Raw genomic sequence first — 24,349 nt, 5'->3', positions numbered from 1 at the left:
GCTGTTTTATTCCGTACGGCATACGAGGGAAGTGGGGAACCATGCCGATCTTGGTGACGGGTGCCACCGGAAACGTCGGGCGGCTCGTGGTCGACGAACTCCTGGCCCGCGGCGCGGCGGTGCGCGCGTTGACGAAGGACCCCGCGCAGGCGGCGTTGCCGGCCGGCGTCGAGGTGGTCGTGGGGTCGCTCGCGCGGCCGTCGACGCTGCCGCCGGCGCTGGAGGGGGTCGAAGACGTGTACCTCGCGCCGATGGCGCGCACCGTCACGCGGTTCTGCGAGCTCGCCGCCGAGGCCGGCGTGCGGCGGGTGGTCGCGCTGTCGGGCAGCAGCGTCGGGGACGAGCAGGCCGGGTCGAGCGGGCCGGAGTTCGCGGCGGTGGAGGCGGCGGTGACGAAGGCCGGGTTCGCCCGGACGTTCCTGCGGCCGGGGGTGTTCATGGCGAACTCGCTCGGCTGGGCGCATTCCGTGCACACGCACGGGGAAATCCGCACCGCGTATGCGGAAGCGACGCAGACGCCGATCGACCTGGCCGACATCGCGGCCGTCGCCGCGCACGTGCTCACCACCGAGGGCCACGACGGGCGGACGTATGTCCTCAGTGGACCGGAGGCGCTGACGTTGCGGGAAATGGCCGGGAAAATCGCCGTGGCCATGGGGCGTGACGTGCCGTTCGTGGAGCTGACGCGGGAGCAGCAGTACGCCGAGTGGGTCGGGCTGGGGATCCCGGGGGAAATCGCCGGCTGGCTGCTCGACGGCTTCGCCGCCGTGGTGGCGCGGCCGCAGGTGCCGACCGGGGTGGTCGAGGAGCTGCTGGACCGCCGAGGGGTGACCTACGCGGAGTGGGCCGCGCACCACGCCGGGGCGTTCTCCTAGTTGTCCGCAGCGCGTCGTTCGGTCGTCCACCAGGCCAGCGCGATCAGCGGGATGACGGCGCCGAAGATCGACACGGCCGTCCAGCCGTCCAGGTGGTAGAGGACCGAGCCGATCTCCGACCCGATCGCCCCGCCCACGAAGAACGTGGCCAGGTAGATGCTGTTCACGCGGGCGCGGGCGTTCGGGTCGAGCTGGTAGATCACGTGCTGGCCCGAAACCATCGTGGTCTGCACGGCCATGTCGAGGGCGATCGCCGCCACGGCGAGCAGGATCACGCTGTGCGCGCCGAACCCGCCGACGCCGAACGCCACCGCGCAGAGCAGGAAGGACGCGCCGGTGGCCACGCGGCCGTGGCCGTGGTCCGCCCAGCGCCCGGCCAGCGGCGCGATCGCGGCTCCGGCCGCGCCGACGAGCGCGAACAGCCCGACGCCCAGCTGCGTGTAGTGGAACGGCGCGGAGGTGAGCACGAACGCGATCGTGGTCCAGAAGGCGCTGAACACCGAGTAGAGCGCGGCCTGGTACAGCGCGCGGCGGCGCAGCGCCGGGTGGTCGCGGGCGAGCCGCAGCGTCGAGCGCAGCAGCTCTCCATAGTGGACGGACGTCTTCGGCGCGCGCCGCGGCAGGCTGAAGCGCAGCGCCACGGCGAGGATCGCCATCAGCCCGGCCGAGATGAGGAACACGACCCGCCAGGTCGTGACCTCGGCCAGCAGGCTCGCGGCGACGCGGGAGAGCAGGATGCCGAACAGCAGCCCGCTCATCACGCGCCCGACGATGCGCCCGCGTACGGCGTCGGGCGTGAGGTCGGCCGTGAGCGGGATCAGGATCTGCACCACCACCGACGTCGAGCCGGCGATGAGCGACGCGATCAGCAGCACGGAGAACTGCGGCGCCAGGCCGGTGGCCACGAGCGCGGCGCACGCGATGGCCAGCAGCAGCGACACCAGGCTGCGGTTCTCCACGCGGTCGCCGAGCGGGACGATCAGCAGCATGCCGGCCGCGTAACCGATCTGAGTGGCGGTGACCACACCGCCGGCCGCGGCCTCGCCGACGCCGAACGTGGTCCGCAGCTCGTTGAGCAACGGCTGCGCGTAGTAGAGGTTCGCGACCGTCAGTCCACAAGAGACGGCGAGCAGCAGGACGAGCCACGAGGGTGGCGCCTGCCGGGGCGCCGCGGGGGACGTGGTCTCGGCTTCGGGCTGGGCCACGGGCACCTCGTTCTCGACAACCGGAACAACCGGTTCCCGAGTCTAACAGCCGGTAACCGGCCTCCCGGGGTGATCTTCGCGACCCGGAAGCGCTTGCGGGCCGCCGGTTTCCGCCCGGCGTGTCCGGCTTACCCGGAGCCCGCTCCGGCCACTGTGGACGGTGGCCCGAGGGGGGGCGACCACTGTGGCTGCGCGCAGATGCGGGTACCGCGGTGGGGCGAGTCGCCGGTGGCCTGCGGGCTGCCGCGCCGCCTGCGAGCCGGCGCTGGGTCGCCGGGTGAATCGAGCGGGCGTGGGGCGAGTCGTCGTGCCCTCCTGAAAAAGGAGCGCGAAACCCGGCCGACCTGGCGTCAAGCGAACCGGTCCGCCCCTCCTCGACCGGACAACGCGGTGAAAGCCCCTCCGGCCGGAGGGGCTTTCACCGCGTGGTGAATCAGGCGAGCGCCGCGTCCATCGTGATCGTGGTGCCGGCGAGGGCCTTGGTGACCGGGCAGGTCTTCTCGGCGGTCTCGGCCAGTTCCGCGAACTGTTCCGGCGTCACGCCGTCGAGCTTGGCGCGCAGGGTGATGGCGATGCCGCTGATCTCGAAGCCGCCGCCCTGGGCCGGGCCGAGGGTGACCTCGGCGGAGACGTCGATGGACTCCGCCTCGAGCTTCTGGGACTCCAGCACGCCCGACAGGTTCATCGCGAGGCACGAGGAGTGCGCGGCGGCGATGAGCTCTTCGGGGCTGGTCTGGCCGTCGGGGTTGCCCGCACGGGTGGGGAACGACACCTCGAACGTGCCGGCGTTGGACGAGTCGAGCGTGACCTCGCCCTTGCCCTTCTGCAATCCGCCGGTCCAGTGGGTCGTCGCGTCGCGGCTGGGCACAGCTGCCTCCTCGGTGCCGGATCCCCCGGGGTGGGGGATCGCTGTTGTCCGTCTGTCATGAACATAGTGCGCAATCAGATTGCGCACAACCTATCTGGCGAAAAAAGATTGCCCGGTGCGGAAGGCTGCACCTCGTGACCACGCCTCCGGAACGCCCCGATCCGCCCCTGGACGCCGACGAACGCACCCAGCTCACCGGCTTCCTCGACTTCCTGCGCGCGAGCGTCGTGTGGAAGACCGGCGGGCTCACCGACGAGCAGGCCCGCCGCCGCCACCTGCCCAGCGAGCTGACCACCATCGCCGGCCTGCTCGGGCACCTCACGCTCGTCGAGAACTACTGGTTCCGCGTGGTGCTCGACGGTCAGCCCGACGAGTGGGAGGCGGCCCTGGAGCTCGACCGCGACGCCGAGTTCCGCGCGGCGCTGACGACCCCGATCGAGCAGCTCGTGGCCGGGTACGAAGCCGAGGTCGCGCGCTCCCGCGCGGTCGTGGCGGTGCGCGAGTTCACCGACACCGCGCCGTACAAGGGAGACCGGCGGGTCAGCGTGCGCTGGGTCGTGGCGCACATGATCGAGGAGACCGCCCGCCACCTCGGCCACCTCGACCTGCTGCGCGAACTGACCGACGGCCTCACCGGCGAGTGAGCTTCTTCGGCGGCAACGGGACGAACCCGCTGGTGCGCTCCACGTACGTCGCGTAGCCCGGCCGTGTGCGCGCCAGGCTCTTCTCCAGCATCGGTTTCCCGGTGCCGCGCGCGAGGGTGAACGTCATGGCGATCGGCGAGAGGATCGTCGCCGCGCCGGGCCACGTCGAGCACGCCAGCAGGTACAGGCCCCACCACACGCAGGCGTCGCCGAAGTAGTTCGGGTGCCGCGTGTAGCGCCACAGCCCGGTGTCGAGCACCTTGCCGCGGTTGCCGGGGTCCGCGCGGAACCGGCTCAGCTGGGCGTCGCCGACGGACTCGAAGGCGAAGCCGAGCACCCACACCGCGACCCCGATCCAGCCGAGCACGCCGAGGCCGGTGCCGTACATCGCGAACTGCACCGGCAGGGAGACGAACCACAGGATCGCGGCCTGCACGAGGTACACCCGGACGAAGATCCGCGCGCCCGGGTTGTCGCCGGCGCGCTCGACCATCCGCTGGTAGCGCGGGTCCTCGGGCCCGCCGCGGTTGCGCAGGTGCAGGTGGACGGCGAGCCGCACACCCCAGATCACCGTGAGCGCCGCCGTGACCAGCCGCAGCACGAGCGGCCCGCTGCCCAGGGGGAACGCGACCAGCGCGACGAGCGCGAAACCGAGCCCCCAGAACGTGTCGATGGTGTCGTAGCGGCCGCGCAGCCGGGCGATCCCGAACGTGACGGTCACCGCCACCAGCACCACGCCGGCGGTGATCGCGACGAGCGGGCCGACGCCGATCACGCCCACTCCCGCGTGGCCGGCATCCCGGAGCCGCCGGTGTCCAGGGGCCGCACGGCCAGGACCTGGTCCACGCCCATGCGGTTCTCCTCGAACGCCAGCGCGCCGCCCACGAGGTAGAGCCGCCACACGCGGGCCTCGGCCTCGCCGACCAGCGCGACGGCCTCGGCCCAGTGGAACTCCAGCGTCTCGGCCCACTCGCGCACGGTCGTCACGTAGTGCTCGCGCAGTGCGTGCACGTCGCGGATCTCGAACCCGGCCGTCTCGAGGTGCCCGAGCGTGCGGCTCAGCGGCCGCATCGTCATGTCCGGCGCGATGTAGCGCTCGATGAACGCGCCGCCGCCGGGCGCGCTGTCCCCGGCGCGCCCACGCGACATCTGCTGCAGCACGAGCCGCCCGGCCGGGTTGAGCATGCGGAACAGCGTATTCGCGTACGTCGGATAGTTCTCCTCGCCGACGTGCTCGCCCATCTCGACGGACGCGACGGCGTCGAACGGCGCGTCGGTCAGCTCCCGGTAGTCCTGCTGCCGCACCTCGACGCGGTCTTCGAGGTCGTGCTGCTTCAGGCGCCCCCGCACGTGCTGCACCTGCTGGGCCGAGAGCGTCACGCCCACCGCGTGCACGCCGTGGTGCTTGGCCGCGTGCACCAGCAGCGAACCCCAGCCGCAGCCGACGTCGAGCAGCCGCATGCCGGGGCGCAGGCCGAGCTTGCGGCAGATCAGCTCCAGCTTGTCGTGCTGTGCCTGCGCCAGGCCGTAACCGGGCTCGTCCGAGGTCCAGTAGCCCGACGAGTAGGCCATCGAGTCGTCGAGCAGCAGCTGGTAGAAGGCGTTGGACAGGTCGTAGTGGTGGGCGATGGCCGACCGGTCGCGCCGCAGGCTGTGCAGCACGCCGGTCAGCCTCGCCTCCTCCGCCGGCGGTTTCGGCGGCAGGCCCAGCACGCCCAGGCGCGCGGCGAGCCCGGCCGCACCGGCCCAGTCCCGCGGGGCGAGCTGCACCCTCCTCAGCTCGCCCGAGCGGGTCAGGGCCCAGATCCGCCGGAACCCTTCGGCGAGGTCTCCCTCCACGTCGAGGTCGCCCGACACGTACGCGCGCGCCAGGCCCAGCTCGCCCGGTGCGTAGAGCAGCCGGCGCAGCGCCCGGCGGTTCTTCAGGACGACGGTCGGGCCCTCGGGGCCCACGCGCTCGCCGTCCCACGCGCGGACGGCGATCGGCAGCGGTGCGCCGAGAAGGCGTTCGACGAAGGTGGCCAAGCGGTTCGCGATGCTGTTCGGCATACCCGGGGTTCGGAGCCCCCGGCGGCGCGGATGGGTCCCGGTTTTCGATCCGCCCGCCACCAATCCAAGACGGCACCGGTCCCGAATCCCTGTCGTGCACCAGACCACGGGACACCCCACAGGACACCGGATCGCCGTCATCGGCAGCGGAGTCGCCGGCCTCACGGCCGCCTACCTGCTGCAGCGCCGCCACGAGGTGCTGTTGTTCGAAGCCGACCCCCGGCTCGGCGGGCACGCCCACACCCACGACGTGCCCAGCGCCCACGGCGGCACGATCGGCGTCGACTCGGGCTTCATCGTCCACAACGAACGCACCTACCCGACGCTGCTGCGCCTGTTCGGCGAGCTCGGCGTGCGCACCCGCGAGACCGAGATGTCGATGAGCATCCGCTGCGACGGCTGCGGCCTCGAGTACGCCGGCGCCAAGGGCGTGCGCGGCCTGTTCGCGCAGCGGCGCAACGCCACCGACCACCGCTACCTGCGCATGCTCACCGAGGTCAAGCGCTTCCACCGGCACGCGGCCCGGCTGCTGCAGCGCGAGGACGCCGGCGACGTGGGCCTCGGCGCGTTCCTCGCGATCGGCGGGTACTCGCGCTACTTCGTGGACCACTTCGTGCTGCCGCTCGTGTCCACCGTCTGGTCGGCCGACCGCGCCGACACGCTGAAGTACCCGGCGCGCTACCTGTTCGAGTTCCTGCGCAACCACGGGATGCTCACGGTGAAGAACTCGCCGACGTGGCAAACGGTCGAGGGCGGCTCGCGCGAGTACGTGGAGCTGGCCGCGAAGCAGCTCACCGCCGTGCACCTGTCCACGCCGGTGCGCTCGGTGCGGCGGACCGCGCGCGGCATCGAGATCCGCGACGACGCCGACACCCGCCACCGCGTCGACCGCGTCGTGGTCGCCACCCATGCCGACCAGGCGCTGCGGCTGCTGGCCGACCCGACGCCCGCCGAGCGCGAGGTGCTCGGCGCGTTCCGCTACTCCCGCAACGACGCCTGGCTGCACACCGACACGAGCGTGTTGCCGAACGCCGCGGCCGCGCGGTCGGGCTGGAACTACCGCACGCCCGGGTGCGGCGCCGGCAGCGACGCCGTGCAGGTGAGCTACGACATGAACCGCCTGATGCGCCTCGACGAACCCACCGGCTACGTCGTCACGCTCAACCCTCGTGACGAGCCCGACGCTTCGTCGGTCGTCGCGAAGATGACCTACGAACATCCCGTCTACACGCCCGAATCGGTTGCCGCGCAACGAAAGCTCGCGGCGCTGAACGACGGGGTCGTCGCGTACGCCGGCGCCTACCACGGCTGGGGGTTCCACGAGGACGGCTGCTCGTCGGGTGTCCGCGCGGCCGAGAGCTTCGGGGCGGGCTGGTGACCGCCGCGCTGTACGACGCCACGGTCGGCCACGTGCGCCGCGCCGACCCGCCGCACGCCTTCGTGCACAAGCTGTACCTGTGGCTGACCGACCTCGGCTCGCCGCCGCGGCTGCCGTGGTGGCTGCGGCCGTTCGCGTCCTTCGACGGCCGCGACCACTTCGAGCCCGGCGACGCGGGCGACATCCGGTCCAAACTGGACCGCTGGCTCGCCCACCGCGGCGTGGACCTGCGCGGCGGGCCGGTGACGATGCTCGCGTCGGCGCGCGTGCTGGGGTACGTGTTCAACCCGATCACCGTCTACTGGTGCCACACGCCGGACGGAGCGCTCGAGTGCGTCGTCGCCGAGGTCCACAACACCTACGGCGGGCGGCACGCCTACCTGCTGCGTCCCGACGCGGCGGGCGAGTCCCGCGCGGAGAAGGAGTTCTACGTGTCGCCGTTCCAGGAGATGACGGGGGAGTACCGCATGCGCCTGCCGCGGCCCGACGCGCTGCTCGACCTCACGGTCGCGTTGCACCAGGGCGCGAAGACACCGTTGCTCGCTACGCTGCGAGGAGTCCGGAGACCGGCCGGCGCGCGTTCGCTCGCGCGGCTCGTGCTCGGCCGGCCCCTGCAGCCGCAGCGCGTGGCCGCACTGATCCGCCGCCACGGCGTCGCGCTGTGGCTGCGCAAGGCCCCGGTGGCCACCCGGACCCCGCAGAACTCGTCAGGAGCGCGCCATGGATGAGACCGCCCGCCCGCGCCCGGTCGCGGCCGTGCCGGCGGGCGACGAGCAGGCCGCGCCCACGGCCGAGGACCTCATGGCCCAGGTCGCCAAGGGCGACGAGCGCGCGTTCGAGCTGCTCTACGACCGGCTCGCGGGGCCGGTCTTCGGCCTCGTGCGGCGGATCGTGCGCGACTCCGCGCAGTCGGAGGAGGTGACGCAGGAGGTGCTCGTCGAGCTCTGGAAGACCGCCACGCGCTACTCGCCCGAGAAGGGCAGCGCGCTCAACTGGGCGATGACCCTGGCGCACCGCCGCGCCGTCGACCGGGTGCGCTCCGCGCGGGCCGGCACCGAACGCGAGCAGAAGGCGACGTTCGAGGCCGCGCGCGGGCGGCCGTTCGACGAGGTGGCCGAGTCGGTCACCGCCCGGCTGGAGCGCTCGCAGGTGCGCCGCTGCCTCAGGTCGCTCACGGAGCTGCAGCGCGAGTCGGTGCTGCTGGCCTACTACCAGGGCTACACCTACCGGGAGGTCGCCGACGTGCTGGCGACCCCGCAGGGGACGATCAAGACGAGGGTGCGCGACGGGCTGATCCGGCTGCGCGACTGCCTGGGGGTGACCGCGTGAACTCGCCGGAGATGCACACGTTGACCGGTGCGTACGCGCTCGACGCCCTGTCCGACACCGAGCGCGCCCTGTTCCGCCGGCACCTCGAGCAGTGCGAGGCCTGCGCGCAGGAGGTCCGCGAGCTGCGGGCCACCGCGGGCCGGCTCGGCTCGGCGATGGCCGAGGAGCCGCCCGCGTCGCTGAAGCAGCGAGTGCTCGCCGAGATGCGCTCGACGCCGCAGCTGCCGCCGCTGTCCGGACCCGAGCCGGGGGAGCGCTCGCGCGGGCGGCGCCGCTGGCCGCTGATCCTGGCCACGGCGGCCGCGGTGGTGGGCCTCGCGCTCGCCGGCGTGTTCGGCGGACTCGCCGCGACCACGCAGGGGCGCCTCGACGCCGCGCAGTCGCAGCTGGACCAGGCGCGCGTACGCTACCAGCCCGTCGCGGAGATCCTGGCCGCCCCGGACGCGCAGGCGATCCACGGCACCGCGCCCGGCGGGGGCGGCGGCACGGTCGTCGTGTCGAAGCAGCTCGACCGCATGATGTTCATGGAGTCCGACCTGCCGCCGTATCCCGCGGGGCACGTCTACCAGGCGTGGCTGATGGGCCCGAACCTCGCGCCGCGCCCGGCCGGGCTGCTGCCCGGCGGGCCCGCGGGTTCGCTGGTGGTGGCCGACGGGCTGGCCGGCGCGGACCAGTTCGCGATCAGCGTGGAGCCGGCCGGCGGCTCGCCGACCGGAAAGCCCTCGTCCGACGTGGTTCTCGTGATGTCGATGCCGGCCTGATCCCGGGCCGAAGCTGCGGTGATTCCGTCGTGAGCGGCGGTACCGGTTTCCCGCCGGTGCCGCCGCTCTGGCGTTTTCCCGGTGCCATAGCAGACGAGTGGATCACGGGGTGATCGGGTTCCCGGCCTTGCGCCGTCGTTCGCGTTGTGGCAAAACACCTTTGCCGCACACGGCGTGGCTACTGGATTAGAGCCTGCCCGGTGCCTACCGTCCTGCTCTAACGCCGGTGGTTGACATAACTCTCATTCTCGGGTTGAGGGTGAGGGTTGCGGCCCCGGCGGGCAGCACGAGCACATCACGATCAGGAAGGCGGCCACGATGACGCCCCCGCACAACTACCTTGCGGTGATCAAGGTCGTCGGCATCGGCGGCGGCGGCGTGAACGCCGTGAACCGGATGATCGAGGTCGGCCTCAAGGGTGTCGAGTTCATCGCGGTGAATACCGACGCGCAAGCACTGCTCATGTCCGACGCCGACGTCAAGCTCGACATCGGCCGGGAACTGACCCGCGGCCTCGGTGCCGGCGCCGCCCCCGAGGTGGGGCAGAAGGCTGCCGAGGACCACCGCGAGGAGATCGAAGAGGTCATCAAGGGCGCCGACATGGTGTTCGTGACCGCCGGCGAAGGTGGTGGCACCGGCACCGGCGGCGCGCCCGTCGTCGCGCAGATCGCCCGCAAGCTGGGCGCGCTGACCATCGGCGTGGTGACCCGCCCGTTCACCTTCGAGGGCAAGCGCCGCGGCAAGCAGGCCGAGGACGGCATCCAGTCGCTGCGCAACGAGTGCGACACGCTGATCGTGATCCCGAACGACCGGCTGCTGCAGCTCGGCGACATCGGCGTGTCCCTCATGGACGCGTTCCGCTCCGCCGACGAGGTGCTGCTGTCCGGTGTCCAGGGCATCACCGATCTGATCACCACGCCCGGTCTGATCAACCTCGACTTCGCCGACGTGAAGAGCGTGATGTCCGGCGCGGGCTCCGCGCTCATGGGCATAGGGTCCGCTCGCGGTGAGGGCCGCGCCATCCAGGCGGCGGAGAAGGCGATCAACTCGCCGCTGCTGGAGGCGTCGATGGACGGCGCCCACGGCGCGCTGCTGTCGATCGCGGGCGGCTCCGACCTGGGCCTGTTCGAGATCAACGAGGCCGCGTCGCTGGTGCAGGAGTCGGCGCACCCCGACGCCAACATCATCTTCGGCACGATCATCGACGACTCCCTCGGCGACGAGGTCCGCGTCACGGTGATCGCGGCCGGTTTCGACGCCGGCGCCCCCACGCACAAGAAGCTCGACCCGCCGGCGTTCGGCTCGCGCTCGGGCGGCACCACGGCGTCGGCCTCGGCCGGGCACGTCGGCGGCTCCCAGGCGCCCGCGCCGTCGGGTGGCGCCACGCCGGTGCCGCCGGCGAGCAGCTCCGGCTACCCGGTGGCGCCGCCGCGCACGCAGCCGCCGCTGCCGCAGCCCGGCACCCCGCCGGGCGGCCTGCCCCAGCCGGGCGGCGGCTCGCGGGGCTACTCGCCGATCGGCTCCGGGCCGACGTCCGGCAGCCTGCCGAGCCGTCCGGCCACGGTGCACGACGACCCGTCGGACGACGAGGTCGACGTGCCGCCGTTCATGCGCCGCTAGGGATCCCGTTCACGCCGAAGGCCACCTCGACCCGACGTCGAGGTGGCCTTCGGCGTGTTCCGGCGCGTTTTGGAAGGATGGACCGGGTGCGAGTACGACGAGTCGTGACGACCAGGGCGGGCGGGGCTTCCCGGCCGCCGTACGACAGCTTCAACCTCGGTGACCACGTCGGGGACGAAGAGGGCAACGTGTTCGCGAACCGCGAGCGACTGGCTTCCGAGCTGGGCCTGGCGCAGGAGCGGCTGGCGTGGATGGAGCAGGTGCACGGCCGCACGGCGACCGTGGTGGACGGCACCGAGACCCGCGCCGCGGAGGCCACCGACGCGCTGGTGACGGACAAGCCGGGCGTGGCGCTGGTGGTCCTCGTCGCCGACTGCGTGCCGCTGCTGCTGGCCGACCCCGAGGCGGGCGTCGTCGCGGCGGTGCACGCCGGACGCGTGGGCGCGCGCATCGGCGTGGTCCCGGCTGCGGTCGCGGCCATGCGCGACCTCGGCGCCGAACCGGCCAGCATCGAGGCGCTGCTCGGCCCCGCGATCTGCGGCGCGTGTTACGAGGTGCCCGCCGACATGGCGGCCGACGTCGAGAAGCACGTGCCCGGCAGCGCCTGCAAGACCCGTCAGGGCACGCCGGGGCTCGACCTGCGGGCCGGGCTGTGGCGCCAGCTGGCCGGGCTGGGCGTCGGGCGCATCGGCGTGGATCCGCGGTGCACGGCGGAGGACAAGACGCTCTTCAGCTACCGCCGCGACGGGACCACCGGCCGGATCGCCGGGATCACGTGGCTGGAGGCGGCATGAGTACCCAGTTCGCTCGGGCTGCACGTGAGACCCGGGAGGCGGCGTGACGGAGGCCGGGCGGCGCGCCGAGCTCGCGGCCTCGCTGGCCGCGATCGAGGACCGGATCGCCGCGGCGTGCGCAACCGCGGGACGCGCGCGTGACGAGGTGCGGTTGCTGGGGGTGACGAAGACCTTCCCGGCGTCCGACGCGGCGCTCCTCGTGGATCTGGGGCTGCGGAACCTGGCCGAGAACCGCGACCAGGAGGCGGGCCCGAAGGCCGCCGAGGTCGGGGAGCTGCGCCCGGACGCCGCGCCGCGGTGGCACATGGTCGGCAGCCTGCAGCGCAACAAGGCGCGTTCGGTCGTGCGCTGGGCGGCGGAGGTCCAGTCGGTCGACTCGGCGCGGCTGGCCGATGCGCTGGGCCGCGCGGCCGGCAACGCGCGGGAGGCGGGGGAGCGGTCCGATCCGCTCGACGTGCTGATCCAGGTGAGCCTCGACGGCGACCCGGCGCGGGGTGGCACGCTCCTGTCCGACCTCGGCGCGCTGGCCGATCACATCACTCACGTGGGTGAGCTCAGGTTGCGTGGCGTGATGGCTGTCGCACCCCGGGAAGAGGATCCGGGCAGGGCCTTTGCCCTGCTTGCCCAGGTCTCGGAGCGACTTCGCAAAGATCACCCGAATGCCGCAGAAGTCTCCGCCGGGATGAGCCATGATCTCGAACAGGCGATCACGCACGGCTCGACGTGTGTGCGTGTCGGAACCGCGCTGCTCGGTGGGCGCGGTTTAGCCTCGCCGTAGGGAGTCCGCGTGGCCGTCACGTTTCGTGATCGGTCGGGTGGGGTAGCACGGTGCGGGAGCGGTTAGGGCTAGGGAGAGGCATGAGCGCGCTGCAGAAGCTGAAGGCCTACTTCGGGATGGTGCCCGCGGACGAGGACGGCTACGACGTCGAGGACGAGGATTACCGGCGTGACTACGACGACGAGTACGACTCCTACGACGAGCCGCCGGCGCGATCGCGCTCACGGTACCGCGAGGCCGATGACACTTACGACGAGCCCGCTCCGCGGACTCGCTCACGGTCGGTCACCGCTGCGGAACCGACCACGCACGGCGCTCTCGCCGTGGACCGCCAGCCCGAGCCCGTCGCCCGGCTGCGGCCGGTCACCGAGCCCGTGCGCGCACCCGTCCGCGATCCGTTGAGCCGCATCACCACGCTGCACCCGACGAGCTACGTCGAGGCGCGCGCGATCGGCGAGCACTACCGCGAGGGCATCCCCGTGATCATCAACCTCACGGAGATGGAGAACGCGGACGCCAAGCGGCTCGTCGACTTCGCCGCGGGGCTCGCGTTCGCGCTCCGGGGGTCGATGGACAAGGTCACCAACAAGGTGTTCCTTCTCTCACCGCCGGATGTCGACGTGACCGCGGAGGACCGCCGGCGGATCGCCGAGGGCGGGCTTTTCCTGCGCGGGTGAAGTGCGGCTGAAGTCCGGCGGACCGCTGGGCGCAGCCAGACGTGATTTTGTCGACTCGGCGCCACGCCGGGGCCGCTGGCTGCGACTTCCCCCGGCGTCCCCCGCTAGAGTGGTCGAGTGAATGCTGTGTGGCTGGTGGTCTGGTACGTGCTGTTCGCCTTCTGGCTTCTGTTGACGGCGCGTATCGTGATCGAGCTCGTGCGGACCTTCGCACGAGAGTGGCGTCCCGCCGGAGGGGTTGCGGTCACGCTCGAGACCATCTACACAGTGACCGACCCGCCGGTTCGTCTGTTCAGGCGAATGATCCCGATGGTTCGGATCGGCGGGATGGGACTGGACTTATCGATTATGGTGCTGCTGTTGGTTGTGTTCTTCGCGATGCAACTGGCAACTCCCAGGTGATCGGGGAAACTTGGGTGGACCCTGCAGGCCATGGAGTGCGTGAGGTGATCTGATGTCGTTGACCCCCGCTGACGTGCATAACGTCGCGTTCAGCAAGCCGCCCATCGGCAAGAGGGGCTACAACGAGGACGAGGTGGACGCGTTCCTCGACCTGGTGGAGACCGAGCTTGCCCGGTTGATCGAGGACAACAACGAGCTGCGCCAGCAGGTCGAACAGCTCGACAACGAGCTGGAGTCGACCCGCAGCGAGCTCGAGAACGCGAAGGTGAGCGGTCCTCCGCCGGTGCGGGACGAGCCGTCCCGCCGCCTGGCGCCCGTGCCGCCGCCGGCCTCGGCGATGGAGCAGACGCAGGCGCACTCGATGGTCGGTGACAGTGGCGAGCCGAACGTTCAGGCCGCCAAGGTCCTCGGCCTCGCCCAGGAGATGGCCGACCGGCTCACCGCCGAGGCGAAGACCGAGTCCGACGGCATGCTGGCGGAGGCGCGGACCAAGTCCGAGCAGCTGCTTTCCGACGCCAGGGCGAAGTCCGACTCGATGGTCAACGAGGCGCGCACCCGCGCCGAGACCATGCTGAACGACGCGCGCACGCGCGCCGAGACGCTCGAGCGCCAGGCGCGCGACAAGGCGACCACCATGGAACGCGAGTCGCAGCGCAAGTACACCGAGACGATGAACAACCTGAACGCCGAGAAGGGCTCGCTGGGCAAGAAGATCGAAGAGCTGCGCACCATCGAGCGCGAGTACCGCACTCGCCTGCGCGGCTTCCTCGAGTCCCAGCTGCGCGAACTCGACGATCGCGGCTCCGCGGCCCCGGCCTCGGCGTCGTCGAACTCGGGCCAGTCCTCCGGCTCCAGCAGCGGCCAGGGCTACTCGTTCGGCCCCCGCGCCGAAGCCGGCTGAGGTTCCTCGCTCGTCTGACGTTGGCTGACGCCCCGCCTGATCCGGGTTTCCGGGATCAGGCGGGGCTTCGTCATGCGCCTCGAAGGGTCGCTCGTCCTGCGGTTTCCCCATTTTCGGTAGTCGGCCGGTGGCAATTCGTGATCGGCCGTTTTGGTGACCTCGAAATGCCCCTGCGCATTCGGTGATGGAATGCGCACGGAATGTCGCGGTGGTGAATTCCGGGGTGGGCTTTTCGGGCCGGGAAACTGCCCGTTCGGGCTGACCTTGATCACCAGTTTTTCCGGGTGGCCTGGCGATTTTCCGGTGGTATTTAGGGGTCGTGCGCACGGAGCGCGCTGGACCGCTCGCGCTGTGCGAGACCGGGGCGCGAACGGTTGGTTCTGCGGGTCGGCGACGCGCCCGGGGTCCGGATCGACTTTCGGTGACTTGAGCCTCGCCGGCCGGATCACCGCGAGTGGGCCGACTCGGCGAGTAGCGACCCACGGCCGGCATGTGTTCCCCGAAGGCCCCGAGGCTCGTCGAGCGCAGCCGGGCGGAGTGATGGGGCCGCCGGGTCGCGCGGTGCGGGTTCGGCGAGTCTGGCGGAGACCGCGTCGACGGCGGCCGACGGTCGGCGGAGGCGGGTTTGCCCGGTGAGTGCGGTGGTGGGGTGGATTGACGGTTTGTGCGGTTCGGCGCAGATGATCAACCACTGGGCGACTGGGTGTCCCGGTGAGCGGGTGAGGTGGGCGTCGCCGGGGTGGGGTGGATCTTGGGGGCAGCGGTGGTGGCGGGGTGGCCACGGAATGCAGCCGGTGCGGTACCCGGCGTGGGCGGGTCGTGACCCGGGATCCGGGTTTCGCGTGCTGTAATTCAGCGTGCTCTACATCGTCCTCGTTCTGGTGCTGGCGGCGCTCGCGCTGCTCGTCACGGCGCTCATCACGGCAAGCTCGCTGTGGGCGTGGGTCTCGATCGGCTTGTCGGTGCTCGCGGGGCTGATCCTGCTCGTGGACTGGCTGCGGAGGCGCAATCGCCCCGAGCCGGCTGAGGTCGGGGCGCCCGTCGAGGGTGGCGAGAAGGTCGCCGAGGTCGAGCACTTCGATGCCGAGCAGACCGCGTTGCTGCCGTCGCGGGGCGAGCTGGGCAATCCGGCCGATGTGCCTGAGCCCGAGATCGAGCCGGCGCCCGAGGCGGAGTCCGAAACCGTGCCCGCGCCGAAGCCGGCCGAGGCTGTTGCGGACAGTGAAGCCGCGGACGGCGCCGCAGCCGGTGAGGCGGCCACGGCGACCAGCGCGACCGCCGAAACTGCGACTGCCGCGACCGCCACGACGGCCGGGACCGCAACCGCAGCTGCTGCCGAAAAGGCGCCGCCCGTTCGCGAAACGCCGCCCGCCGAGGAAGACACCAGCGCCGAGGACCTCGCGGTCGTCAAGGAGCTCGAGGACGAGGTCGTGGTGGTCGACGAGTACCCCCGCTACCACCTCGTCGACTGCCCCTGGCTCTCCGGCCGCGACACGATCCCCATCGGCGTCGGCGAGGCGCGCCAGCTCGGCTTCACACCGTGTGCGCGCTGCGGCCCCGACGCCGTTCTCGCCGCCGCGCACCGCTGACGAGCCGCTAGATACCCAGGATCTCGCCCAGCGCGGCGCTTCCCGCGGGCGTCAGGCGGACCGCGCGGTGGGCCTGGGCGCGGCGGCGCAGCCAGCCGGCGTCCAGCAACCGCTGGGCAACGGCCGCACCGAGCGCGCCGGCCAGGTGGTGCCGCTGTTCGCTCCAATCCAGACAGAAGCGCAGCAGCGGCCGCCGCGCCGCGGAAGCCGCCTCGAGGTCGACGCCCAACGCGGAGAACACCGTCTGAGCGGCAGGCCCCAGAACGTACGGATGATCCGGCAGCTGCGAGGAAATCCGGTCGCCCGGCCGTCTCGCGGTGGTGGGGTCACCATCCACAGTGGCCAGTGCGCCGCGTGAGACGAGAGCCGCCGTGATGGCGACGCCCAGCTGCCCGGCGACGTGGTCGTAGCAGGTCCGCGCCGAGCGCAACGCGGCCGCGCGCGTGCCTTCGCGCAGCGAACGGACCGGTCGCGCGGGGGAGAACCGCGCCAGGGTCTCCAGCAGCTCCGGGGCCGCGCCGGCGAGGCGGTAGAAGCGGTGCCGCCCGGAGCGTTCGGCGGTGACGAGGCCCGCGTCCAGCAGTTTCGCCAGGTGGGAGCTGGCGCCCTGCGCCGACAGGCCCGCCTCGGCGGCCAGCACCGACGCGGCGAGCGCGCGGCCGTCGCCCAGGGCGAGCAGCACGCGCACCCGCGCCGGGTCGGCGAAGAGGGCCGCGGTCGCGGCGATGTCGGCGTCTCCGTCCACGACGTCCAGGGTGCCCCCGCGACACTTCCACCGCGACGGAAGCGTCCGCGAGGTCCACTGGAGACCATGAGACCGGCGCTCCTGATCACCCTGTGCACCGGGATGTTCCTGGTGCAGCTCGACGTCACCGTCGTCAACGTCGCGCTCCCGACCCTCGGCGAGCAACTCCACGCCGGACTGAGCGCGCTGCAATGGGTCGTCGACGGCTACTCCGTCGTCCTCGCGGCGCTGCTGCTCGCGGGCGGCGCGCTCGGCGACGTGCTCGGCCACCGCGGCGTGGTGCTCACGGGGCTGGCGGTGTTCGGCGCCGCGTCCGCTGCGTGCGGGTTCGCCCAGTCCGCGGCCTGGCTGGTCGCCGCCCGGGCCGTGCAGGGAATCGGCGCCGCGCTGCTGCTGCCGGGGACGCTCGCCGTGATCAACCAGCAGTGCCCCGATCCGGGCACCCGGGCCCGCGCCCTCGGCGTCTGGGCCGGCGTGTCGGCGCTCGCCCTGCCCGCCGGCCCGCTGCTCGGCGGGGCGCTCGTCTCCGTCGCCGGCTGGCGGCCCGTCTTCCTGCTCAACGTGCCGATCGTCGTGGCCGCGGCCTTAGCCGTGCGCAAGCTGGTCGGGCCCGGCGCCCGCACCCCCGGCCGCATCGACGTGCCCGGCGCCGCCACCGCCGCGCTCGCTCTCGGCGCCGGCGTCTACGCCGTCATCGGGCACCAGCCCCTCGCCGCGGGCATCGCCGTGACCGCGGCAGCCGCCTTCCTCGTGATCGAACACCGCTCCGAAGCCCCGATGCTGCCGCTGGGTCTGCTCAAATCCCGCCGCACCGCGGGCGCCACCGCCATCTCCGCCGTCATGAACTTCGTCGGCCTCGGCTCGGTTCTCGTCTTCACCCTCTACCTGCAGAGCGTGCTGCACCTCGAACCGCTCGACGCCGGGCTCGCCCTGCTGCCGCTCTTCCTGCCGCTGGTCCTGCTCGGCCCGCTCAGCGGCCGCCTCACCGCCAAACTCGGCCCCCGCCCGCCGATCATCGCCGGGCTTGTCCTCGGCGCTCTCGGTCTCTTCGGACTCCTCCGCGTCGACACGTATCCGACTCTCCTGCCCACCCTCCTCGGCCTCGGCGCCGGCATGGGCCTGCTCACCGCCGCCGTCGTCACGGCGGCCGTCACCGACGCCCCGCCCGAACGCGCGGGCATCGCCGGCGGCGTGAACAACGCCGCGCGCCAAGCCGCGGGCGCCCTCGGCGTCGCCGTTTTCGGCGCCGTGGCAGGAGATCCCACACACCGCACGACCTTCGCCCACGGCCTCCACGCCCTCGGCGTCCTCTCCGCCGCCCTGTGGCTCGCCGCCGCGGCCCTCGCCGCCGTCACGACCGGACCCCGGGCCACTGGTGCGAATGGAGCAGGTTGGCCTCTCCGGGCTCGGGGCACGTTGTGGAGGAGCGCGGCACGCGACGGGAGGGTTCGTTGACGGGACGGGGCGGCGAGGTGGTTCGTGCCGCGGCCGATGCCGCGGAAGACCGCGCTGCTCGTGGCCTCGGTGTACACGACGTTGGCGGTCGGCTGGCCGGCCGTGGGATTGTTCACCGTCCTCGGACCGGTCACGGCGTGGTTCAACGTCTTCTGCCTGGTGCTCTGGACGGCCAACGCGGCGTTCTACTGGATCGCGTACGTGCGCGCCCGCCGCACACAGCGGTGACGCCGGCCGGCGCGGCTTTGCGCGCCCGTCACGACCGGACCCCGGGCCACCGCAAACGTGGTTGCGCGCTCGGGCTAACCTGGTATCAGCAAGGCGTCGATCCGGCCATCACCGGGGAGCCTCCGGAAGAACGGGGCGCGGGCGTCCCCAGTAGAACCGGACGGGGCGGCCCGTCACAGCCGACGAACGAGTGGCCCGGCAGCGGCACCGCCGGGCAAGCGGGGTGGTACCGCGTGACGCGCGAGCGTCTCGTCCCCGTGTGGGTGACCGGTAGGCGCCGGTCGTCCGTACGCGAGCGACGAACGCAAGGAGCGCACCCCGATGTACCCGAAGGCCCAGCTCGACGGAGAGACCGGAGACACCACGGTTCCGTCGCAGCCGTCGTTCCCCGCGCTGGAGCAGCGCGTGCTCGAGTACTGGGAGACGGATCGGACGTTCCAGGCCTCGATCGCCGCGCGCCCGGCCGGGGAGAACGGCGACAACGAGTACGTGTTCTACGACGGCCCGCCGTTCGCCAACGGGCTGCCGCACTACGGGCACCTGCTCACCGGGTACGTGAAGGACATCGTCCCGCGCTACCAGACGATGAAGGGCAAGCACGTCGACCGCAGGTTCGGCTGGGACACCCACGGCCTGCCCGCCGAGCTCGAGGCGATGCGCCAGCTCGGGATCACGGAGAAGGAAGAGATCGAGGCGATGGGGGTCGCCAAGTTCAACGAGGCCTCCCGCGAGTCCGTGCTGCGCTACACCAAGGAGTGGGAGGAGTACGTCACCCGCCAGGCGCGCTGGGTCGACTTCGACAACGACTACAAGACGCTCGACCTGCCCTACATGGAGTCGGTCATCTGGGCGTTCAAGCAGCTGTGGGACAAGGGGCTGGTATACGAGGGCTACCGCGTGCTGCCCTACTGCTGGCGCGACGAGACGCCGCTGTCCAACCACGAGCTGCGCATGGACGACGACGTCTACCGCACCCGCCAGGACCCGGCCGTCACGGTCGGGTTCCGCTTGGAGGGCAACGGGAACGAGCTCGACGGCACCTACCTGCTCATCTGGACGACGACGCCGTGGACGCTGCCGTCGAACCTCGCCACGGCCGTGCACCCCGAGGTGCGTTACGTCGTGTTGGAGAGCGAGAACTTCCCCGGCAAGCGGTTCCTGCTCGCCGAAGCCCGCGTCGGTGCGTACGCGCGCGAGCTCGGCGAGGAGCCGACCGTCGTGGCGCATTACACGGGGGCGCAGCTGCTCGGAAACCGTTACGCCCCACCGTTCCCGTACTTCCTCGGCCGCGAGAACGCGCACCGGATCCTGTCGGCGGACTACGTCACCACCGAAGACGGCACCGGTGTCGTGCACATCGCGCCCGCCTACGGTGAAGAGGACAAGGTCGTCACCGACGCCGCGGGCATCACGCCGGCCACCCCGGTCGACGCGCGCGGCCGCTTCGACGCGACCGTGCCCGACTACGAGGGCCAGCAGGTGTTCGAGGCCAACCCGAACATCATCCGCGACCTCAAGAACGGCACGGGTTCCGCCGAGCAGCAGGGCCCGATCCTGCTGCGCCACGAAACCTACGAGCACCCGTACCCGCACTGCTGGCGCTGCCGCAACCCGCTGATCTACCGCGCGGTGTCGTCGTGGTTCGTCGCGGTGACGCAGTTCAAGGACCGCATGGTCGAGCTCAACCAGCAGATCACGTGGTACCCGGACAACGTCAAGGACGGCCAGTTCGGCAAGTGGCTGGAGAACGCCCGCGACTGGTCGATCTCCCGCAACCGTTACTGGGGTTCGCCGATCCCCGTCTGGCAGTCGGACGACCCGACCTACCCGCGCACCGACGTCTACGGCTCGCTCGACGAGCTGGAGCGCGATTTCGGCGTGCGCCTGGACAACCTGCACCGCCCGTACATCGACGAGCTGACCCGGCCCAACCCGGACGACCCGACCGGGCGGTCCACGATGCGCCGCGTGCCCGAGGTCCTCGACGTGTGGTTCGACTCGGGTTCGATGCCGTACGCCCAGGTGCACTACCCGTTCGAGAACGCCGAGTGGTTCGAGCACCACTACCCGAGCGACTTCATCGTGGAGTACATCGGGCAGACGCGCGGCTGGTTCTACCTGCTGCACGTGCTCGCGACGGCGTTGTTCGACCGGCCGGCGTTCCGCACCTGCATCAGCCACGGCATCGTGCTCGGCTCCGACGGGCAGAAGATGTCGAAGTCGCTGCGGAACTACCCGGACGTGACCGAGGTGTTCGACCGCGACGGGTCCGACGCCATGCGCTGGTACCTCATGGCGAGCCCGATCCTGCGCGGCGGCAACCTCGTCGTCACCGACCGGGGCATCCGCGACGCGGTGCGCCAGGCCGTGCTGCCGCTGTGGAACTCGTACTACTTCCTCGCCCTCTACGCCAACGCCGAAGGCGTGGAAGGCCAGTGGCGCACGGATTCCACGCACCTGCTCGACCGGTACGTGCTCGCGAAGACCCACGAGCTCGTGACGGACGTCGAGTACGCGCTGGACAACTACGACATCGCCGGCGCGTGCCAGACCGTGCGCGACTTCCTGGAGGTGCTCACGAACTGGTACGTGCGCCGTTCGCGCGACCGGTTCTGGGCGGGTGACCAGGACGCGATCGACACGCTGCACACGGTGCTGGAGGTGACCTCCCGCATCGTCGCGCCGCTGCTGCCGCTCACGACCGAGACGGTGTGGCGCGGCCTCACCGGCGGCCGTTCGGTGCACCTGACCGACTGGCCGAGCTCGCTCGACCTGCCGGCCGACGCGGCGCTGGTCACGGCCATGGACCGCGTGCGGCAGGTGGCGTCGACGGCGCTGTCGCTGCGCAAGGCCAACAAGCTGCGCGTGCGGCTGCCGCTGGCGAAGCTGCTGGTCGCGGCCGAGGACGTGGAGGCGCTGCGCGAGTTCACCGACATCCTGCGTGACGAGGTGAACGTGAAGTCGGTCGAGCTGACCACCGACGTCGCGGCGCACGGCTCGTTCGAGGTCGCTGTCAACGCGCGGGCGGCCGGGCCGCGGCTGGGCAAGGACGTGCAGAAGGTCATCAAGGCCGTGAAGGCCGGCGACTGGACCACGAACCCGGGCGGCGTCGTGGTGGCCGCCGGGATCGAGCTGCTCGACGGCGAATACGAGCGGCGGCTCGTGGCCAAGGACGGCGGCGCGGCGGCCGAGCTGCCGGGCGGGTCCGGGCTGGTGCAGCTCGACACCGAGGTCACGGCGGACCTGGCCGACGAGGGCGTCGCCCGCGACCTGGTGCGCGTGGTGCAGCAGGCGCGCCGCGAGGCCGGCCTCGACGTGTCCGACCGCATCGCGCTCACGGTCGACGCGCCGGACGAGGTCGTGGCCGCGGTGCGCAAGTTCGAGGAGTTCGTGGCCTCGGAAACGCTGGCCACCTCGGTGACCTACGGCGACGCTCCCGAGGGCTTCGAGGGCACGGTCGGCGACGGCGTGAAGGTCCGCGTGGCGGTCGAGAAGGCGTAGCGAACCGGCCGTCCCGGCGTTGATCACGAATCGGCGTCGGGACGGCCGCTTTCTCACCTGTAACGCTCCTTGTCCGTCAGCGATGGGCAAGCTGGGCCGAGTGCGCGTACGACGCACGGGCCTGGGGGAGAGTCGCAAGTGAGTCCTGCCGGAAAAAGAGCCGTCCTCATCGGTGGTGCGGTCGCGATGGTCGCGATCGTCGTCGCGGCGGTGGTGTTGCTGACCGGCGGTTCGCCGGCGCCCGAGGCGGCGGCCGAGCCGACCGGGACCTCGGTCGCGGCGGGACCGGTCGCCCCGGATCCGACGTCGGCGGCGCAGCTCTACCTGAAGGACTTCGCGGGCCACGACACCGACGACGCGAGCCTGCTGACCGACGACCCGCACGGCGCGGCCGCCGCACTGCGCGACGCCTGGGACACGCTCAAGCCGGACGGGCTGCAGGCCAAGCTCGGCAAGGTGAGCGACGCCGCCGCGAACGCGCCGAAGAGCACCGCCGCGTACACCCTGACCTGGGACCTCGGCCCCGGCCACGTGTGGTCCTACGACGGCAGCCTCGACCTCGTGCACTCCGGCGACAGCTGGCGCGTGCACTGGACCCCCGCCGCGCTGCACCCGAAGCTGCAGGCCGGGCAGCGGCTCGTGATCGCGACCGCGGCGGCCGACGAGGCCGTGGTGGTGGACCGCGACGGCAAGCCCGTGGTCATCAGCGGACCGGGTGGCACGCACCTGGATCCCGCCGCGAAGTTCCCACTGCTCACGCAGGCGCTGACCGGACAGGGCACGTCGACGCCGTCCGACACCTTCGCGGTGGAGCGGGTCGACACCTCGGGCAAGGCGCTGGAAACGCTCTTCGGCAAGACCGAAAGCGGGCAGCAGGCGGTGAAGTCCACGGTGAGCGTTTCCGTGCAGAAGGCGGCGCAGGCGGCCGTCGACTCCTACCGCGGCAAGGCCGTGATCGTCGCGATCCAGCCGTCCAACGGCGGGGTGCTCGCGGTGGCGCAGAACGCGGCGGCGGGCACCGGCCCCTCGGCGCTGAACGGCCTGTACGCGCCGGGCTCGACGTTCAAGATCGCGACCGCGACGGCTGCGCTGGAGGCCGGCGTCGTCACGAAGGACTCGCAGGTGGCGTGCCCGCTCACCGCGCGGATCGGCACCCGCACGATCTCCAACGAGGGCTTCGACCTCGGCACGACCACCGTGCACCGCGCGTTCGCGCATTCGTGCAACACCTCCTTCGGCCAGCTCGCCTCGCAGCTGCCGCCGGACGCGCTCGCCAACGCCGCGAGCCAGTACGGCCTCAATGCCGACTTCGACATCCCCGGCCTCACCACCGAGATGGGCAAGGTCGGCGCCGCCGGCAGCGCCGACGAGCAGGTGGAGGACGGCATCGGCCAGGGCACCGTGCAGGTCAGCCCCTTCGGTGAGGCGGTGATGGCCGCGACGGTGGCCGCGGGCAAGGCGGTGACGCCGAAGCTGTGGCTGGACGCCGATTCCGCCACGACCGTCAACGACGGCTACCACGCGCCGCCCGCGAGCGTGCTGGCCTCGGTGCGCTCGATGATGCGCGAGGTCGTCACGGGCGGCACCGCGACCGGCCTGGCGCGCTCGGGCACCGTCTACGGCAAGACCGGCACCGCGCAGTTCGGCGACGGCGCCGAGGCGCACGGCTGGTTCGTGGGCTACCGCGGTGACGTCGCGTTCTGTGTGTTCCTGGAGGGCGGCAACGACTCCGGCCCGGCCGTGACGCTCGGCGCGGAGTTCCTCGCCGGCGTGAAATGACACGCGTGAAACGACACCTGAAATAGCGCTTCGGCGGCGGCCGAAGCGTCGGGCTCCTACGGTGGGGGCATGGAGACCGTCGCGCTGGCCGAGGTGGCCGCGGTGCTCGCCGACCCGAGCCGGGCGACGATGTGCCTCGCCCTGCTCGACGGGCGCGCCTGGACGATCAGCGAGCTGGCCGCGGCGGCGCGGATCGCGGTGTCGACCGCGAGCGAGCACGTGACGCGGCTGCACGACGCCGGGTTCGTCACCCGGGTGAAGCAGGGCCGGCATGCGTACGTCCGCATCGCCGACCCGCGCGTCGCCGAGCTGATCGAGCACCTGGCGCAGCACGCCGAGCACCGCGAACCGGTCGGGCTGAAGGCGTCGTTGCGCACGCAGCGGCTGAGTTTCGCGCGCAGCTGCTACGACCACCTCGCCGGAACCGTCGGCGTCGCCTTGCGCGAAGGCTTGATCGCCAAGGGGATCGTCGGCACCGGCGACGGGCTGACACTGACGGCGGCCGGGCGCGAGGTGCTCGACGAGATCGGGGTCGCCGTGCCGGAACGCGGCCGGCGCCCGCTGCTGCGCGACTGTCTGGATTGGACGGAGCGGCGCGACCACCTCGCCGGCGCCCTCCCCGCGGCGATCCTGGCGCGGGCCGTCGACGCGGGATGGGTGACCCGGGACCGGCAACGCGCGGTGCGGCTGAAGCCGGCCGCGGAGAAGCCGTTCGCCGCACTCGGTGTCGATCTGGCGACACTGGGTGGCGACCGAGTGTCCTAACACACC

General features: G+C 71.9%; 23 protein-coding genes. 18 read left to right on the top strand and 5 right to left on the bottom strand.

The genetic code is table 11. The features are described from left to right. Positions 1–41: 41 nt before the first annotated feature. Positions 42–875 (top strand): NAD(P)H-binding protein, encoded by an 834-nt coding sequence (locus tag ACQPXB_RS31635; protein ID WP_432845459.1) that lies wholly within the window; start codon positions 42–44, stop codon positions 873–875. Here ACQPXB_RS31635 and ACQPXB_RS31630 read toward each other — a convergent pair. Together ACQPXB_RS31630 and ACQPXB_RS31625 are read right to left on the bottom strand one after the other, a co-directional pair. Then, complete coding sequence (locus tag ACQPXB_RS31630; protein ID WP_386950118.1) at positions 872–2,080, bottom strand: MFS transporter; 1,209 nt, start codon at positions 2,078–2,080, stop codon at positions 872–874. The genes ACQPXB_RS31635 and ACQPXB_RS31630 overlap by 4 nt on opposite strands. A gap of 433 nt (positions 2,081–2,513) precedes the next feature. Further along, complete coding sequence (locus tag ACQPXB_RS31625; RefSeq protein ID WP_366582167.1) at positions 2,514–2,948, bottom strand: OsmC family peroxiredoxin; 435 nt, start codon at positions 2,946–2,948, stop codon at positions 2,514–2,516. A gap of 134 nt (positions 2,949–3,082) precedes the next feature. On the opposite strand from ACQPXB_RS31625, the gene ACQPXB_RS31620 reads away from it, so the two are divergent. Further along, the gene (locus tag ACQPXB_RS31620) at positions 3,083–3,592 is read left to right on the top strand and encodes a DinB family protein (protein WP_432845458.1); all 510 of its coding nucleotides are present in this window, start codon (positions 3,083–3,085) and stop codon (positions 3,590–3,592) included. Here the strand turns inward: ACQPXB_RS31620 and ACQPXB_RS31615 are convergent. Both ACQPXB_RS31615 and ACQPXB_RS31610 read right to left on the bottom strand, forming a co-directional pair. Beyond that, the gene (locus ACQPXB_RS31615) at positions 3,579–4,364 is read right to left on the bottom strand and encodes a DUF1295 domain-containing protein (protein ID WP_432856860.1); all 786 of its coding nucleotides are present in this window, start codon (positions 4,362–4,364) and stop codon (positions 3,579–3,581) included. The genes ACQPXB_RS31620 and ACQPXB_RS31615 overlap by 14 nt on opposite strands. Then, entirely contained in the window at positions 4,364–5,641 is a 1,278-nt protein-coding gene (locus ACQPXB_RS31610; protein ID WP_432845457.1) for a class I SAM-dependent methyltransferase, read from the bottom strand. The genes ACQPXB_RS31615 and ACQPXB_RS31610 overlap by 1 nt, the downstream gene beginning before the upstream one ends. A gap of 94 nt (positions 5,642–5,735) precedes the next feature. Here ACQPXB_RS31610 and ACQPXB_RS31605 point away from each other — a divergent pair, with 94 nt between their 5' ends. The 11 genes from ACQPXB_RS31605 (at position 5,736) to ACQPXB_RS31555 (ending at position 15,870) form a co-directional block, all read left to right on the top strand. Further along, positions 5,736–7,019, top strand: a complete 1,284-nt coding sequence (locus ACQPXB_RS31605; RefSeq protein ID WP_432845456.1) for an NAD(P)/FAD-dependent oxidoreductase — start codon at positions 5,736–5,738, stop codon at positions 7,017–7,019. Further along, entirely contained in the window at positions 7,013–7,747 is a 735-nt protein-coding gene (locus ACQPXB_RS31600; protein WP_366582322.1) for a DUF1365 domain-containing protein, read from the top strand. Before ACQPXB_RS31605 ends, ACQPXB_RS31600 begins: the two co-directional genes overlap by 7 nt. Then, positions 7,740–8,348, top strand: coding sequence for an ECF RNA polymerase sigma factor SigK (sigK, locus tag ACQPXB_RS31595; RefSeq protein WP_432845455.1), 609 nt, complete (start codon positions 7,740–7,742; stop codon positions 8,346–8,348). Before ACQPXB_RS31600 ends, sigK begins: the two co-directional genes overlap by 8 nt. Beyond that, complete coding sequence (locus tag ACQPXB_RS31590; RefSeq protein ID WP_366582162.1) at positions 8,345–9,109, top strand: anti-sigma factor; 765 nt, start codon at positions 8,345–8,347, stop codon at positions 9,107–9,109. Before sigK ends, ACQPXB_RS31590 begins: the two co-directional genes overlap by 4 nt. Before the next feature lie 318 nt (positions 9,110–9,427). Further along, positions 9,428–10,729 (top strand): cell division protein FtsZ, encoded by a 1,302-nt coding sequence (ftsZ, locus tag ACQPXB_RS31585; protein WP_366582161.1) that lies wholly within the window; start codon positions 9,428–9,430, stop codon positions 10,727–10,729. 86 nt (positions 10,730–10,815) lie between these two features. Continuing rightward, positions 10,816–11,523, top strand: coding sequence for a peptidoglycan editing factor PgeF (gene pgeF, locus ACQPXB_RS31580; protein WP_432845454.1), 708 nt, complete (start codon positions 10,816–10,818; stop codon positions 11,521–11,523). A gap of 43 nt (positions 11,524–11,566) precedes the next feature. Then, on the top strand, positions 11,567–12,301 hold the full coding sequence (locus ACQPXB_RS31575) for a YggS family pyridoxal phosphate-dependent enzyme (RefSeq protein ID WP_432845453.1): 735 nt from the start codon (positions 11,567–11,569) through the stop codon (positions 12,299–12,301). 80 nt (positions 12,302–12,381) lie between these two features. Then, positions 12,382–12,978: a cell division protein SepF gene (locus ACQPXB_RS31570; RefSeq protein WP_366582158.1), complete on the top strand. Its 597-nt coding sequence runs from the start codon at positions 12,382–12,384 to the stop codon at positions 12,976–12,978. 126 nt (positions 12,979–13,104) lie between these two features. Further along, positions 13,105–13,380, top strand: a complete 276-nt coding sequence (locus ACQPXB_RS31565; protein WP_091616814.1) for a YggT family protein — start codon at positions 13,105–13,107, stop codon at positions 13,378–13,380. A gap of 52 nt (positions 13,381–13,432) precedes the next feature. Then, on the top strand, positions 13,433–14,281 hold the full coding sequence (wag31, locus tag ACQPXB_RS31560) for a DivIVA-like cell division protein Wag31 (RefSeq protein WP_364052366.1): 849 nt from the start codon (positions 13,433–13,435) through the stop codon (positions 14,279–14,281). Between the two features lie 857 nt (positions 14,282–15,138). Next, a complete protein-coding gene (locus ACQPXB_RS31555) occupies positions 15,139–15,870 on the top strand; it encodes a hypothetical protein (RefSeq protein WP_432845452.1) in 732 nt (243 codons plus the stop codon). Between the two features lie 7 nt (positions 15,871–15,877). Here ACQPXB_RS31555 and ACQPXB_RS31550 read toward each other — a convergent pair whose 3' ends face one another. Then, a complete protein-coding gene (locus ACQPXB_RS31550; RefSeq protein WP_366582156.1) occupies positions 15,878–16,615 on the bottom strand; it encodes an ArsR/SmtB family transcription factor in 738 nt (245 codons plus the stop codon). A 66-nt stretch (positions 16,616–16,681) separates the two neighbouring features. Here ACQPXB_RS31550 and ACQPXB_RS31545 point away from each other — a divergent pair, with 66 nt between their 5' ends. From ACQPXB_RS31545 to ACQPXB_RS31525, 5 genes are all read left to right on the top strand, one after another. Next, complete coding sequence (locus ACQPXB_RS31545; RefSeq protein ID WP_432845450.1) at positions 16,682–18,070, top strand: MFS transporter; 1,389 nt, start codon at positions 16,682–16,684, stop codon at positions 18,068–18,070. Positions 18,071–18,094: 24 nt separating this feature from the next. Further along, positions 18,095–18,298: a hypothetical protein gene (locus tag ACQPXB_RS31540; protein ID WP_432845449.1), complete on the top strand. Its 204-nt coding sequence runs from the start codon at positions 18,095–18,097 to the stop codon at positions 18,296–18,298. A 321-nt stretch (positions 18,299–18,619) separates the two neighbouring features. After that, complete coding sequence (gene ileS, locus ACQPXB_RS31535; protein WP_432845448.1) at positions 18,620–21,799, top strand: isoleucine--tRNA ligase; 3,180 nt, start codon at positions 18,620–18,622, stop codon at positions 21,797–21,799. 186 nt (positions 21,800–21,985) lie between these two features. Then, a complete protein-coding gene (locus ACQPXB_RS31530) occupies positions 21,986–23,578 on the top strand; it encodes a penicillin-binding transpeptidase domain-containing protein (protein ID WP_432845447.1) in 1,593 nt (530 codons plus the stop codon). 69 nt (positions 23,579–23,647) lie between these two features. Beyond that, positions 23,648–24,343: an ArsR/SmtB family transcription factor gene (locus ACQPXB_RS31525; protein ID WP_432845446.1), complete on the top strand. Its 696-nt coding sequence runs from the start codon at positions 23,648–23,650 to the stop codon at positions 24,341–24,343. Positions 24,344–24,349: the final 6 nt, after the last annotated feature.

The organism is Amycolatopsis sp. CA-161197, assembly GCF_050942255.1.
GTDB lineage: Bacteria > Actinomycetota > Actinomycetes > Mycobacteriales > Pseudonocardiaceae > Amycolatopsis.
The sequence above is the reverse complement of the archived record's forward strand: the minus strand, read 5'-3'. Positions and strand labels throughout refer to the sequence as shown.

Excerpts from the sequence above, each read along its gene's own strand:
- ftsZ (WP_366582161.1), top strand. The coding sequence starts at position 9,428 with ATGACGCCCCCGCACAACTACCTTGCGGTGATCAAGGTCGTCGGCATC.
- ACQPXB_RS31525 (WP_432845446.1), top strand. The coding sequence starts at position 23,648 with ATGGAGACCGTCGCGCTGGCCGAGGTGGCCGCGGTGCTCGCCGACCCG.
- ACQPXB_RS31545 (WP_432845450.1), top strand. The coding sequence starts at position 16,682 with ATGAGACCGGCGCTCCTGATCACCCTGTGCACCGGGATGTTCCTGGTG.
- ACQPXB_RS31610 (WP_432845457.1), bottom strand. The coding sequence starts at position 5,641 with ATGCCGAACAGCATCGCGAACCGCTTGGCCACCTTCGTCGAACGCCTT.
- ACQPXB_RS31530 (WP_432845447.1), top strand. The coding sequence starts at position 21,986 with ATGGTCGCGATCGTCGTCGCGGCGGTGGTGTTGCTGACCGGCGGTTCG.
- ileS (WP_432845448.1), top strand. The coding sequence starts at position 18,620 with ATGTACCCGAAGGCCCAGCTCGACGGAGAGACCGGAGACACCACGGTT.
- ACQPXB_RS31570 (WP_366582158.1), top strand. The coding sequence starts at position 12,382 with ATGAGCGCGCTGCAGAAGCTGAAGGCCTACTTCGGGATGGTGCCCGCG.
- ACQPXB_RS31635 (WP_432845459.1), top strand. The coding sequence starts at position 42 with ATGCCGATCTTGGTGACGGGTGCCACCGGAAACGTCGGGCGGCTCGTG.
- wag31 (WP_364052366.1), top strand. The coding sequence starts at position 13,433 with ATGTCGTTGACCCCCGCTGACGTGCATAACGTCGCGTTCAGCAAGCCG.
- sigK (WP_432845455.1), top strand. The coding sequence starts at position 7,740 with ATGGATGAGACCGCCCGCCCGCGCCCGGTCGCGGCCGTGCCGGCGGGC.